This is a genomic window from Peribacillus sp. AS_2, assembly GCF_026891895.1.
Classification (GTDB): domain Bacteria; phylum Bacillota; class Bacilli; order Bacillales; family DSM-1321; genus Peribacillus; species Peribacillus frigoritolerans.
Map to the genome: position 1 here is coordinate 112,525 of NZ_JAPTGA010000004.1, position 12,748 is coordinate 125,272.

General features: G+C 42.6%; 14 protein-coding genes. All 14 read right to left on the reverse strand.

The window, feature by feature from the left end; translation table 11 throughout:
• Nucleotides 1-208: 208 nt before the first annotated feature.
• The 14 genes from rplS to fabD all read right to left on the reverse strand — a co-directional run bounded on the left by rplS (nucleotide 209) and on the right by fabD (nucleotide 12,739).
• Entirely contained in the window at nucleotides 209-556 is a 348-nt protein-coding gene (gene rplS / locus OTG27_RS08415; RefSeq protein ID WP_034313702.1) for a 50S ribosomal protein L19, read from the reverse strand.
• Nucleotides 557-686: 130 nt separating this feature from the next.
• A complete protein-coding gene (trmD, locus tag OTG27_RS08420) occupies nucleotides 687-1,421 on the reverse strand; it encodes a tRNA (guanosine(37)-N1)-methyltransferase TrmD (protein WP_034313706.1) in 735 nt (244 codons plus the stop codon).
• Nucleotides 1,421-1,939 carry a ribosome maturation factor RimM gene (gene rimM, locus OTG27_RS08425; RefSeq protein ID WP_034313708.1) on the reverse strand — a complete coding sequence of 173 codons (519 nt, stop codon included), beginning with the start codon at nucleotides 1,937-1,939 and terminating at the stop codon, nucleotides 1,421-1,423. The genes trmD and rimM overlap by 1 nt, the downstream gene beginning before the upstream one ends.
• Before the next feature lie 10 nt (nucleotides 1,940-1,949).
• The gene (locus OTG27_RS08430; RefSeq protein WP_034313711.1) at nucleotides 1,950-2,336 is read right to left on the reverse strand and encodes a YlqD family protein; all 387 of its coding nucleotides are present in this window, start codon (nucleotides 2,334-2,336) and stop codon (nucleotides 1,950-1,952) included.
• A 221-nt stretch (nucleotides 2,337-2,557) separates the two neighbouring features.
• Nucleotides 2,558-2,788 (reverse strand): KH domain-containing protein, encoded by a 231-nt coding sequence (locus OTG27_RS08435; RefSeq protein WP_048684915.1) that lies wholly within the window; start codon nucleotides 2,786-2,788, stop codon nucleotides 2,558-2,560.
• Nucleotides 2,789-2,801: 13 nt separating this feature from the next.
• The gene (rpsP, locus tag OTG27_RS08440) at nucleotides 2,802-3,074 is read right to left on the reverse strand and encodes a 30S ribosomal protein S16 (RefSeq protein WP_048684918.1); all 273 of its coding nucleotides are present in this window, start codon (nucleotides 3,072-3,074) and stop codon (nucleotides 2,802-2,804) included.
• 152 nt (nucleotides 3,075-3,226) lie between these two features.
• Complete coding sequence (gene ffh, locus OTG27_RS08445) at nucleotides 3,227-4,567, reverse strand: signal recognition particle protein (RefSeq protein ID WP_268936704.1); 1,341 nt, start codon at nucleotides 4,565-4,567, stop codon at nucleotides 3,227-3,229.
• An 11-nt stretch (nucleotides 4,568-4,578) separates the two neighbouring features.
• Nucleotides 4,579-4,911: a putative DNA-binding protein gene (locus tag OTG27_RS08450; protein WP_034313718.1), complete on the reverse strand. Its 333-nt coding sequence runs from the start codon at nucleotides 4,909-4,911 to the stop codon at nucleotides 4,579-4,581.
• Between the two features lie 217 nt (nucleotides 4,912-5,128).
• Nucleotides 5,129-6,145, reverse strand: a complete 1,017-nt coding sequence (ftsY, locus tag OTG27_RS08455; protein WP_034313721.1) for a signal recognition particle-docking protein FtsY — start codon at nucleotides 6,143-6,145, stop codon at nucleotides 5,129-5,131.
• Between the two features lie 27 nt (nucleotides 6,146-6,172).
• Nucleotides 6,173-9,736, reverse strand: coding sequence for a chromosome segregation protein SMC (gene smc, locus OTG27_RS08460; protein WP_268563915.1), 3,564 nt, complete (start codon nucleotides 9,734-9,736; stop codon nucleotides 6,173-6,175).
• A 20-nt stretch (nucleotides 9,737-9,756) separates the two neighbouring features.
• A complete protein-coding gene (rnc, locus tag OTG27_RS08465; protein WP_034313726.1) occupies nucleotides 9,757-10,500 on the reverse strand; it encodes a ribonuclease III in 744 nt (247 codons plus the stop codon).
• Between the two features lie 260 nt (nucleotides 10,501-10,760).
• On the reverse strand, nucleotides 10,761-10,994 hold the full coding sequence (locus OTG27_RS08470; protein ID WP_034313729.1) for an acyl carrier protein: 234 nt from the start codon (nucleotides 10,992-10,994) through the stop codon (nucleotides 10,761-10,763).
• A gap of 57 nt (nucleotides 10,995-11,051) precedes the next feature.
• Nucleotides 11,052-11,795 carry a 3-oxoacyl-[acyl-carrier-protein] reductase gene (gene fabG / locus OTG27_RS08475; RefSeq protein ID WP_034313733.1) on the reverse strand — a complete coding sequence of 248 codons (744 nt, stop codon included), beginning with the start codon at nucleotides 11,793-11,795 and terminating at the stop codon, nucleotides 11,052-11,054.
• Nucleotides 11,792-12,739, reverse strand: coding sequence for an ACP S-malonyltransferase (fabD, locus tag OTG27_RS08480; RefSeq protein ID WP_034313737.1), 948 nt, complete (start codon nucleotides 12,737-12,739; stop codon nucleotides 11,792-11,794). Before fabD ends, fabG begins: the two co-directional genes overlap by 4 nt.
• Between the last annotated feature and the right edge of the window lie 9 nt (nucleotides 12,740-12,748).

The following is a 12,748-nucleotide window of genomic DNA, read 5'->3' on the forward strand; positions in this document are numbered from 1 at the left end:
CCTTTTTGAAGCATATCAACAATTATTTTAACATGTTGCAGACGCTATAGCGAGCAGGATTCTATATAGCTTTCACCCTATGTGCATTCATCGTTTCTTAAAGTGCAAAAAGGGAGCCTGATAAACAAGCTCCCTTTTTTTGCATGATACTGTTTGGTTATTCACCTTATGTGGATCATGGTAAACCCGCATGAAGATATTCGAAGAATTAACGACGAATTTCTTTAATACGTGCTTTTTTACCACGAAGTTCGCGTAGGTAATAAAGTTTCGCACGACGTACTTTACCGTGACGGATAACTTCTAGTTTCGCAATTTTTGGTGTGTGAACAGGGAAAGCACGTTCAACTCCAACGCCGTAAGAGATCTTACGTACTGTGAAAGTTTCACTAACTCCGCCGCCACGACGTTTGATTACAACGCCTTCAAACAACTGGATACGTTCGCGAGTTCCTTCAATAACCTTTACGTGTACACGTACTGTGTCACCAGGTCTGAATGATGGAAGATCTGAGCGAAGTTGTTCTTTTGTGATTTCGTTAATAAGATTTTGCATCGATTTCAACTCCTCCTGGACGCTCTTGCAAATACTTATTGTTTGCAGCGGAACATCGTTATAAGACTGAGCATTTTGCCCAAGTCACAAGGTATATCCTATCATACTCTAAACGTCGATGCAATAGACATCAGTCTTCTTTTTTAATCTCGGACAATAATTTTTTTTCAACTTCCGATAGTTCATAACTATCGAGTAAATCCGGACGTCGAATCCAGGTTCTGCGCAGAGATTCCTTCATCCGCCATTCATCGATTTTTTTATGATTCCCGGATATTAGCGGATCGGGAACTTTCATCCCCCGGAAATCTGCAGGTCTAGTATAATGGGGATGCTCTAACAAACCAGAAGAATAGGAATCAAGGATCGGGGAGTCAACATTCCCCAAAACGCCAGGCAGCAAGCGAACAACGCTGTCAATAATGACCATTGCGCCCAATTCCCCGCCTGTAAGCACAAAGTCACCTATAGATATTTCATCCGTTACGACATGCTCCCGGATGCGCTCATCATACCCTTCATAATGCCCGCAAATGAAAATGAGATGTTCTTCTTCAGCAAGCTCTTCGGCTTTTTTCTGCGTATAACGCTCTCCCTGGGGACAAAGGAGGACTACCCTTGGGGTTAGCTCACCTTGCCCTTTAAGAGCCTCCACAGCATCAAAGATCGGCTGTGCCTTTAATACCATTCCGGCACCGCCTCCATAAGGATAATCGTCTACCGTCGAATGCTTATTATCTGCATAATCTCGAAAATTGGTCACCTTATAGCTAACAGCCTGCTTTTCCGCAGCCTTTTTTAAGATTGACGAACCAAATACCCCTTCGAACATTTCTGGAAAAAGCGAAAGCACATCGATTTTCATCAGTCTAAAAGTCCTTCCATCGGTGTAATGATGACCTTTTTAGCGGAAATATCCACTTCTTTAACAATTTGTTCAATATACGGGATCAGGATGTCCTTACTGCCAGCTTTCTTAATGACCCAAACATCATTGGCACCAGGCGTAAGAACCTCAACGATTTCCCCAACTTCCATTCCTTCATCCGTAAATACCGAACAGCCGATGATTTCATGGAAGTAGAACTCACCTTCGTCCAATTTACCAAGCTGTGCTTCCTTCACTTTCAGGACCCCGTTTTTAAATGCCTCGACCTGTCCGACGTTATAATAGTTCTCGAACGTCAATAGGTTAAAGTTTTTATGGGTGCGATGCGACCTGATGATGAGGGGCAAGGGTTTTTTCTCCGTGTCCCTAAACAGATACAGAGTATTTCCCACTTTGTATCGTTTTTCTGGAAAGTCTGTTGAAGAAATTACACGGACTTCTCCTAAAAGACCATGTGTGTTGACAATTTTACCTACATTAAACCATTTTTCCATTCTTTCACCTCTAACGAATTTCCGAGACGATCCCATCTTTTATGACAATGGTCTTCGTTGCCATGATTTCGTCCCAATCTGCCCCAATTTCCACATCAATGATACTTTGAACTTCCCGTTCCTTCAATTCACTACCTGCGGGAAGGATCTCCAACTGCTCCATTTGAAATTCAAGCAGTTTAATTTTTTCTTGCCTCTGGTTTATTTCTTTTTCAAAATGAGCACGGAGACTAGCAGGTTGGAGAGTTCTTGTTTTTTCAAGTTTTTTCAGTTCAAAGCGAAGCTGTTCACTCTCTTTTTGAAGCTGAAGGCGTTTTGACTTGTATTTCTCGAGGAGCTGATTCTTGCTGGATTCCGTTAATACTTGGTTAACGATTACATTTTGGAGAATTTTCATTCCAGCACCTCCTATTATCTATGATTTCTTATTTCCTTCAAAAAATATGTATGATGGGGTAATCTTTTTGAAATGGGGGTCATTCTCTTAAGTATAACGTAAATCGATAAAAGATGCGTCTTAAAAAGGCGTAAAGTTTAAAGTCCGGGTTTATTCAATTAGGATCCAGGTCGAAATTTCACTATCTTGAAGTACAAAAAAAGGAGGGCTATTAACCCTCCTTATTCGGAAATCTCCAAATAGATTTTCTTCTGCTGTGAAGATCCTGCTGCATATACCACAGTCCGAATCGCCTTAGCAACACGCCCTTGTTTACCGATAACCTTGCCCATATCCTCTTTATGAACGGAGAGGATATAAACAATCCGGTCGGATTCTTCCTTGGAGGTCACAATGACCTCTTCCGGATAATCCACAAGTGCTGAAACAATCGTTTCAATAAGTGCTTTCATCAACTACCGTCGATTACTTGCTGTTTTTTGCAACATGGAATTTTTCCATGATGCCTTGTGTAGAGAATAAGTTACGAACTGTATCAGATGGTTTAGCTCCATCTTGTAACCATTTAAGAGCAAGCTCTTCGTTGATTTCAACTTTAGCTGGTTGAGCAACCGGGTTATAAGTTCCTACCACTTCAATGTAACGTCCGTCACGTGGTGAACGAGAATCTGCAACTACAATACGATAGAAAGGAGATTTTTTAGCTCCCATACGTTTTAAGCGAATTTTTACTGCCATTTTAAATAAGCACCTCCGAATAGTTTCACACAAGATAGTATAATATCAAATGTCTTGCATGTTTGTAAAGGTTTTTTTCTTAACAGGTAAAAAAAGTGTTGAAATACATGGCTTCGACCCGTATTCGCCTCAGTTTTAACCTGAAATAAACCTTACATGAACGGGAATTTGAATCCCTTTTTCTTTCCTTTTTGCATGTTCGTAACCTGTTTCATCATCTTTTTCATTTCTTCGAATTGCTTCAGTAGACGGTTCACTTCTTGAATCGATCTGCCGCTTCCTTTTGCAATCCGTTTCTTGCGGGATGCATTCATGGTTTCCGGATGTTCCTTTTCATGCGTTGTCATTGAACGGATGATAGCTTCAACATGACCGATCTGTTTCTCATCGATCTGAAGGTTGTCCATCCCTTTCATTTTATTCGCACCGGGAATCATTTTCAGAATATCATCAAGCGGTCCCATATTCCGCACCTGACCAAGCTGATCAAGGAAATCATCAAAGGTAAAAGTGGCGGTACGCATCTTTTTCTCTAATTCTTTCGCTTTTTCTTCATCTACATTGGCCTGTGCTTTTTCGATAAGGGTCAATACATCACCCATGCCGAGGATCCTTGACGCCATCCGTTCTGGATGGAACGCTTCAAGTGCATCCAATTTTTCACCCATACCGACGAATTTGATCGGCGTGTCGGTGACTGAACGAATTGATAGTGCCGCACCACCACGTGTATCCCCATCAAGTTTCGTTAAAACGACTCCTGTCAGGCCTAGCTGTTCATTGAAGCTTTGGGCTACATTGACCGCATCCTGACCTGTCATCGCATCGACAACCAGGAAGATTTCATCAGGTTTTGTCAACTCTTTGATATCCTTCAGTTCGCCCATCAAGTTTTCATCCACATGAAGACGGCCTGCGGTATCAATCAACACATAGTCATGATGTTCTTCCTTAGATTTTTCAATTGCCTGTTTGGCAATTTCGACAGGGCTGACCTGGTCCCCAAGGGAGAAAACAGGCATGCTTAATTGTTTGCCAAGTGTTTCGAGCTGCTTAATCGCCGCCGGACGGTAAATATCAGCCGCAACGAGCAATGGCTTGCGGTTGTATTTTTTTCTAAGAAGATTGGCAAGCTTTCCGGTGGTCGTCGTTTTACCAGCACCCTGAAGACCCACCATCATAATGACTGTCGGTGGTTTCGAGGCAACGGCAATCTTGCTCTGTTCGCCGCCCATCAGCTCAGTCAATTCTTCCTTAACTACTTTAATTACCTGTTGACCGGGGGTTAAGCTTTTCAGCACTTCCTGACCTACCGAACGTTCACTGACACGTTTTACAAAATCCTTCACGACTTTAAAGTTAACATCCGCTTCAAGCAGGGCCAATCGAACTTCACGCATCATTTCTTTAACGTCCGCTTCGTTGACCTTCCCTTTTCCACGGATCTTTTGCATCGTGCTCTGCAGTCGGTCGGCCAATCCTTCAAATGCCATATTGCCGCCTCCTAATCCAACTTCTCAAGCGTTGTGATTGCGTCTAGCAGCTTCTCTTTTGAAAAGGATTCCTTTTCTATGAGTCCCTTCATATTCGCAATCCACTGGTTACGCTCTTGAAATTTTTGAAATAACAATAGCTTTGCTTCATATTCCTCAAGCATCGCTTCTGTTCTTTTTATATTATCATAGACTGCCTGCCTACTGACTTCGTATTCATCGGCAATCTCGCCAAGAGAGTAATCATCCAGATAGTAGAGGGACATGTAGCTCTGCTGCTTCTCTGTTAACAACGATTGGTAAAAGTCATACAAATAATTAATCCGCGTTGTCTTTTCAAGCATCTTAGCAAGCCTCCCTGCTGTTAAGTGAAAACCCTTTACAAGTTTATATTGTAAAGCCTTGTTTATTTGATGTCAAGTTAAACTCCTTACCACGTGTTTGCAAAGCATTATTTTTTTCATTTTCCGCTTCTTTTTTGGACCTTTCTTCAATAGGTCCTCCAATTATCATGGTAAAAAAACCAGAAGAGAATGAACTCTTCCGGCTTACAATTTTCCCTTAAACCTCTTCTTTATCGATGATATCAGCAAAAAGGCCATAAACATATTTCTCGGCATCGAATTCCTGTAGATCATCCATTTTTTCACCTAGCCCGACAAATTTAACGGGAATGGCCAATTCATTGCGAATCGCCAAAACAATTCCACCTTTTGCGGTGCCATCAAGCTTTGTTAAAACAATACCGGAAACATTTGTCGCTTCCTTGAATGTCTTGGCCTGGATAAGGGCATTTTGTCCAGTTGTAGCATCAAGGGCAAGCAGCACCTCGTGTGGTGCACCTGGTACTTCACGTTCAATTACACGTTTCACCTTTTCCAATTCCTTCATTAGATTCACTTTATTCTGCAAGCGACCGGCAGTGTCACAGATAAGGATATCCGCTTTTCGTGCCTTGGCGGCCTGAATGGCGTCGAACATGACAGCTGCTGGGTCAGAGCCTTCACCCTGTTTGATTACACTGACACCGACACGCTCACCCCAAACCTCAAGCTGTTCAATCGCACCGGCACGGAAGGTATCCCCTGCAGCCAATACGACAGATTTTCCTTCTGTTTTGAATTTGTGGGCAAGTTTACCAATGGTCGTCGTTTTACCTACCCCATTAACCCCTACAAACAAAATGACCGTCAAACCTTCTTCTTGTATATTCAGGCTAGACGTCGCTTCATCATCACCTTGGTAGATTTCAACAAGCTTTTCGGAAATAACGGACTGCACTTCCCTCGTATCAGAGATATTGCGAAGCTTGACTTCCATTTTTAATTGATCAATCAGTTCCATCACAGTATCAAAGCCTACATCAGCCTGAATCAGGATTTCTTCAAGTTCTTCAAAGAAGTCCTCATCCACTTTCCGATAACGGGCAACAAGTTCATTAACCCTTCCAGTAAAGGAATTCCTCGTCTTTGTCAAACCTTGTTTGAATTTTTCCCCAATGGATACTTCTGCTTCAACTGATTTTTCTTTTTCTTCCTGAGTCGTAAATTTCTCTTTTAACTTTTTGAAAAAACTCATTGTCCCACTTCCTCTAATTCATGAATTTTAAACTTCCATAAAGTTTTCTGATTCTTCCATCCGGACGGAAACAAGTTTGGAGACACCTGACTCCTGCATCGTAATGCCATATAGGACATCTGCCTCTTCCATCGTGCCTTTGCGGTGAGTAATCACGATGAACTGCGTTTCCCTGCTGAACTTTCTTAAAAATTGGCTGAACCGGACGACATTCGCCTCATCTAGCGCTGCCTCGACTTCGTCAAGGATACAGAAAGGAACAGGACGCACTTTTAGAATGGAGAATAAAAGGGCTATGGCTGTCAATGCTCGTTCTCCGCCGGATAAGAGGCTCAAGTTTTGCAGTTTTTTTCCGGGAGGCTGTGCAATGATATCCACCCCTGTATTTAGCAAATCATCAGGATTCGTCAGTTTCAGCTCCGCCCTGCCTCCGCCAAATAAAGCTTTGAAGACTTGTTCGAATTCTTTACGGATCGAATAGAAAGTATCCGCAAAGCGGCGTTTCATTTCATCATCCATTTCATCGATGACTTGGAATAATGTATCTTTCGCCTGTTGAAGGTCTTCCTTTTGACTAAGAAGGAATTCATAGCGTTCAGCTACACGTGCGTATTCATCAATTGCACCTAAATTCACCGTCCCCAGTTCCTCGATAGCAAGCTTGATGAGCTTCACCCTTTTTTGAGCTTCGTCGGCAGGCATCATCAATGGATACTGTTCTTTAGCACCTTCAAAGGAAAGGGTATATTCTTCTCGCAAGTGGTCGAGGCGATTTTCCAGTTCGACATCCAGACGAGTTAATTTCACTTCTTCATCCTTCATCACTTCGACAATGCCTCTATAAAGTCGATTTTCTTCTTTAAGGGACAGTTCGAGCGTTTCAACTTCCATTAGAAGCTCGTTTTTTTCCTGTTTTTTTATGGTGATTCCTTCAATTGCTCCATTTTTATCGAGCAATTTCTGCTGAGCCATATCTTCCAGGGACTCTTCCCCGCTTGAACTGTCTGTCATTTCATTGGTCAGGAGCCCTAAATCATCTTTGTTTTCAGCAAGCCTGCTTGATTCCTTAGAAAGGTCCGATTCAATGCGTTCCATCTTCTCTTTTTGGTTTTGCAGCTGGCCACGCTTGGAAGCCAGCATTACCCTCAGTTCATTCGTTTCTTCAGCAAGGCTCTCTTTTGAAGATTGTTGTGATTGCTTTTGTTCGGTCATTTCGGAAATCAACCGGTCCAGACCTTCAATTTCCGATTTACATGATTCCAAAAGTTCTTCCAGCTCTTCAAGTCTTGCTTTTTTTTGCTGTTGTTCTTCTAAATATGAATTCTTATCCAAATCATAAAGATGCAGCCGTTCATTCACATTTCTTTCCTGAAGCTCCACTTCACGGAGTTCCCCTTTAAGGGTTTGTTCTTGTAACCGAAGTCTCTCTCCCGTTTTTCTGGTTTGTTCAAGCGTTTGCTCTTGAACACCCACATCCACTTTGAGCTGTTTGACTTGCTTTTCAAGCTGATTCGTTTTGACTTCCATGGCAGCAAGTTTTTGTTGGAGCTCCTCCAGTTCCGTTTTCCTTGAAAGCAGGGAGGTCGTTTTTTGCTTTAAGGCTCCACCAGTCATTGAACCACCTGGATTGACGATATCCCCTTCAAGTGTTACGAAGCGGAAACGGTGCTGCATCATTTTCGCCAGATCATTTGCCCCTTTTAAATCTGTGGTGATAATCACTGTTCCTAATAGGTTTTCAGCAATCGCTGCATGCCTATCATCATATTGGATCAATGAGGAACCAGTCCCTACAAAAGCTGAATGGCTCTTCAGCATCGATAATTGGTTAGCTGATATCTCTCTTGCCTTTATAACTGATAAAGGCAAGAAAGTCGCACGCCCGTACCTATTTTTCTTCAAGAAGGAAATGGCTTCCCGTGCATGCTCTTCGCGTTCCACGACAACATGCTGCATCGCTCCGCCCAAAGCCGTTTCAATGGCCGTTTCATACTCCTTTGGAACCTTTATCAATTCCGCAACTGCCCCTTCAATGCCTCGAAGGGTTTCTTTCGCTTTCAAAACCTCTTTTACACCCTGAAAGAAGCCTGCATAATCATCTTCCATTTCTTCAAGCAGTTCCTTACGCGATTTAGCCTGTTGAAGGAATTGATAGGCCTTATAAAGGGTGGTTTCTTGTTTTTGATACGTATCTTTTGCCGCATTCAATTTATTCTGCTGATTTCGGAAATAAGTGACATGCTCTTCAAGCTGCTTGGTCATATTGTCCATCAGCTGTGAATATTCCATTTTTTTAGCAGTGATATCCATTCTTTCAGTTAAGAACTTTTCATTTTCCATATCAAGTTTTGCATTTTTATGTTCCTGCTGCGCAAGCTGCTGAAGCAGGTATTGTTTTTCGTTTTTGGCCGAGGCCTGCTTGTTCAGCCACTCGATATAGTCACTCTTTTTCGCTTCGATCACCGCTTCGATATCACTATTGAATAGGCCGAGGCTTTTTTGTTTTTCATGTAAGGTTTCAGATATCCCTTTCACTTCCAAGTTCAGTGCATGCAGGATTTCCGTTTCCCTTTCCTTTTGCAAAGACAAACGCTCGACAGCAGCCTCACCTTCCACAATCGCTTTTTCCAGCTGTGACTTGTTTTGGGCGGCATTTTTTTTCCGTTCTTTCAAAACTTCTTTACGGCCTTCAAGCTTTTCAAGTTCTTCGCTGGCATTCAGGAGAATCTCCTGAAGGCCATTGATCGATGTCTCAAGCGTCGCAAGACTATCCCTTAGCTTTTTGAGATGCGCTTCCCTGTCCTGAAGCTTTCCTGCCATTTGCTGTTCCATTTCATTATGTTTTTCAAGTTCCTGTGATAGTTTTTCCCATTTTTCATAAAGCTCTTCAATTTCATAAACGGTTAAAGCCACTTCTATTTGCTCTAGTTCGTCTTTCTTCGCCAAAAATTCCTTGGCGAGGGAAGACTGAATTTTTAACGGCTCCACCTGCCCCTCCAATTCATGGAGGATATCATGGACACGGTTTAAATTATCCTGTGTTTCCGTCAGCTTCGATTCCGCTTTTCGCTTTCTCGTTTTATACTTCAGGACACCGGCCGCTTCTTCAAAAATCACTCGTCTTTCTTCAGCCTTACTGCTAAGGATTTCTTCTACTTTCCCTTGGCTGATGATGGAAAACGCTTCTCTCCCAAGACCGGAATCCATGAAAAGGTCTATGATGTCTTTCAGACGGCAACCTTGATTATTAATGAAAAATTCACTTTCTCCCGATCGATATACACGTCTTGTCACACTGACTTCATGAAAGTCGATCGGCAGGGAATTGGTCTCGTTATCAAGGGTCAATGATACTTCCGCAAAATTCAACGCTTTCCTCGTGTCACTTCCCGAAAAGATAATATCTTCCATTTTTGCTCCACGCAGTGATTTCGCAGACTGCTCTCCAAGGACCCACCGGACTGCGTCGGTCACATTACTTTTACCGCTTCCGTTTGGTCCAACCACTGCCGTGACACCAGGTACAAAATCTATCGAAATTTTCTCTGCGAAAGATTTAAATCCTACAACGTCCAAACGTTTGAGGAACATGACCTTTCCCCCTCTACTGTTCAACTATCTTGTTGATTTTTTTCTTTTAAAACGATCAATGCATGCTCGGCTGCATGCTGCTCCGCTTCTTTCTTGGACTTTCCTATTCCAGAGCCAAGTTCTTCCCCATTCAGTGAGACCGTCGAAACAAACTCCCGATTATGGGCCGGTCCTTTTTCCTGCAAGATCTTATATTGCAGGACACCGATGGCATCGCGCTGGATCAGCTCCTGAAGCTGGCTCTTATAATCCATCACATGAGAAAAAGCACCCTCGTCTATCTTCGGAAACACGACATTCGTCAAAAACTGCACAACTGGCTCTAATCCTTGATCAAGGTACAAAGCACCAATATAGGCTTCGAATACATCCGCAAGCATGGCAGGGCGTTCCCTTCCACCTGTCATTTCTTCCCCTTTTCCGAGTAATACATATTCCCCGTAAGAAAGGCTATTGGCAAAAGCAACAAGTGAAGGCTCACACACAATGGCTGCCCTTAGTTTGGTAAGTTCACCTTCGCTCATCATCGGATATTTTTGATATAAGTATTTAGAGATGGTCAGTTCAAGTACAGCGTCCCCCAAGAATTCAAGCCTTTCATTATCTTCATAAGGCTTACGGCGATGCTCATTCACATAAGATGAATGTGTAAAAGCTTGTTTCAATAAATTTTCATCTTTAAAATGAAAACCCAGATTTTCTTGCAACTGTTTGAATTTATTTTCCTTGATTGATGGTTTACGATTATTTCCGTTCCTACGCATCACACAAAACCCTCCACGGTTCAAAAAGCATATTTTTCCAATATATAAAAAGAAACCTGGCAGGAATTCCTGTCAAGCTTTCCTATGTAACATCATACATGATTATCCGCTTAAAGAAAACTAAAGGCAAAAGACACTGCATGCAGGCGGAGCATACCTGTGAACATGCTCATTCCGTTATCTGCCGCTGAATCAAACTTCTTTAAGCAATAAGAGAAAGCCCCGTTAAAAAACGGAGCTTTTAGTCAAATGACAATTCATTACATAGTGCTTTGTATGTAATTCACAGCATCACCTACTGTGGCGATTTTTTCAGCGTCATCGTCCGAAATTTCCATATCAAACTCGTCTTCGAATTCCATGACTAGTTCAACTACATCAAGGGAATCGGCACCAAGATCTTCTTTGAAAGAAGCTTCAAGTTTTACCTCTGATTCTTCTACGTTCAAACGATCTACAACGATTTTAGTTACTCTTTCTAATACATCTGCCAATGTGTTCACCTCCCCTCAAGACATTATAAATTAATTTCGAAAAAAATCAAAGAAAACTTACATGACCATGCCGCCATCTACATGAAGAGTTTGCCCAGTCATATATTTGCTTGCATCGGAAGCAAGGAAAGACGCCACTGCAGCAATATCTTTAGGGTCACCGAAACGTGCAAGCGGAATTTGGTCCAGCATGGCTTTTTGGACATCCTCAGGCAATTCCCCAGTCATATCCGTTGAGATGAAACCTGGGGCAATCGCATTGACCGTAATGCCTCTTGATGCAAGTTCCTTTGCCGTCGTCTTAGTCAAACCGATGACACCTGCTTTAGCCGCTACATAATTAGCCTGCCCTGCATTTCCGCTTACGCCGACGATCGATGCCATATTGATGATCCTGCCGCTGCGCTGCTTCATCATTTGCCTTGTAACAGCTTTGGTGCATAGGAACACGCCTTTAAGATTCGTATTGATAACAGAATCCCATTCATCTTCTTTCATGCGCATCAATAGGTTATCACGTGTGATGCCGGCATTATTAACCAGGATATCCACTCTTTCAAATTGTTCGACGACCTCTTTGATCATGCTTGTCACCGATTCACTATTTGCAACATCGCATTGTATGGCGAATGCTTTTCGGCCCAATGCCTTGATTTCATCAACCACTTCATTCGCTTTAGCTTCACTGCCGGAATAGTTAATGGCAACGTCTGCTCCCTGCCGGGCAAGTTCCAATGCAACTTCCCTGCCAATACCTCGTGATGCTCCCGTTACAAGCGCTTTTTTACCTTCGAGGATCATGCTTGTACCCCCTTCAATGTTTCAATTGTTTTAGTTAGAGTGTCTATATCGGATACCGAATGAATTTGAACGGAACGATCAATTTTCTTTATCAATCCGCCCAACACTTTCCCTGGGCCAACCTCGATGAACGTATCCACGCCCAATTCAAGTAGATTTTTCACACTGTCCTCCCAAAGGACCGGTGAATACAGCTGTTCTATTAATTTTTCTTTTATTTCGGCAGGTGCTGTAATGGGCTTAGCCGTTACGTTTGAAATGACAGGAATTTCTGCCTGTTTGAAGCTTACTTCATCAAGGACACCCTGTAACTTTTCTGCTGCCGGTTTCATTAATTCAGAATGGAACGGTCCACTCACTTCAAGAGGAAGAGCCCGTTTAGCCCCATTTTCCTTGGCTTTTGCACTTGCAAGTTTAACCCCTTCGGAGGTGCCTGAAATGACGATTTGCCCTGGACAATTAATATTGGCCAATTGAACGGATTCACCTGTGGCCGTAATTTCAGAAGTGACTTCAGATAGAGCTTCACGGTCCATTCCCAAAATCGCAGCCATTGAGCCTTGTCCATTCGGTACCGCAGCTTCCATGAATTCACCGCGTTTACGCACTGTATATACGGCATCTTCGAAAGAAATTGCACCAGATGCCACTAATGCCGTATATTCACCTAAACTGTGCCCGGCAGTATAATCGGGTTTGATTCCCGCTTCTTCCAACTCCTTGACAAAAGCATAACTCGTAGTCAATAAGGCTGGCTGTGCATTATAAGTCACCGTTAATTCTTGTTGTGTGCCATTAAAGATCAATTCCGTAAGCGGAAAATCAAGTTTTTCATCTGCTGATCGAAAAATTTGCTGAGCACGCTCTTTTTCCTGAAATAAGCCATGCCCCATTCCTATTGATTGTGATCCTTGTCCTGGAAAGACAAAAGCAATTTTACCCATCTGTTACTC

Bases quoted from the DNA above. Each gene is read 5' to 3' on its own strand.
- rplS (WP_034313702.1), bottom strand. From the start codon at position 556: ATGCAAAATCTTATTAACGAAATCACAAAAGAACAACTTCGCTCAGAT.
- trmD (WP_034313706.1), bottom strand. From the start codon at position 1,421: ATGAAAATCGATGTGCTTTCGCTTTTTCCAGAAATGTTCGAAGGGGTA.
- rimM (WP_034313708.1), bottom strand. From the start codon at position 1,939: ATGGAAAAATGGTTTAATGTAGGTAAAATTGTCAACACACATGGTCTT.
- OTG27_RS08430 (WP_034313711.1), bottom strand. From the start codon at position 2,336: ATGAAAATTCTCCAAAATGTAATCGTTAACCAAGTATTAACGGAATCC.
- OTG27_RS08435 (WP_048684915.1), bottom strand. From the start codon at position 2,788: ATGAAAGCACTTATTGAAACGATTGTTTCAGCACTTGTGGATTATCCG.
- rpsP (WP_048684918.1), bottom strand. From the start codon at position 3,074: ATGGCAGTAAAAATTCGCTTAAAACGTATGGGAGCTAAAAAATCTCCT.
- ffh (WP_268936704.1), bottom strand. From the start codon at position 4,567: ATGGCATTTGAAGGATTGGCCGACCGACTGCAGAGCACGATGCAAAAG.
- OTG27_RS08450 (WP_034313718.1), bottom strand. From the start codon at position 4,911: ATGCTTGAAAAGACAACGCGGATTAATTATTTGTATGACTTTTACCAA.
- ftsY (WP_034313721.1), bottom strand. From the start codon at position 6,145: ATGAGTTTTTTCAAAAAGTTAAAAGAGAAATTTACGACTCAGGAAGAA.
- smc (WP_268563915.1), bottom strand. From the start codon at position 9,736: ATGTTCCTCAAACGTTTGGACGTTGTAGGATTTAAATCTTTCGCAGAG.
- rnc (WP_034313726.1), bottom strand. From the start codon at position 10,500: ATGCGTAGGAACGGAAATAATCGTAAACCATCAATCAAGGAAAATAAA.
- fabG (WP_034313733.1), bottom strand. From the start codon at position 11,795: ATGATCCTCGAAGGTAAAAAAGCGCTTGTAACGGGAGCATCACGAGGT.
- fabD (WP_034313737.1), bottom strand. From the start codon at position 12,739: ATGGGTAAAATTGCTTTTGTCTTTCCAGGACAAGGATCACAATCAATA.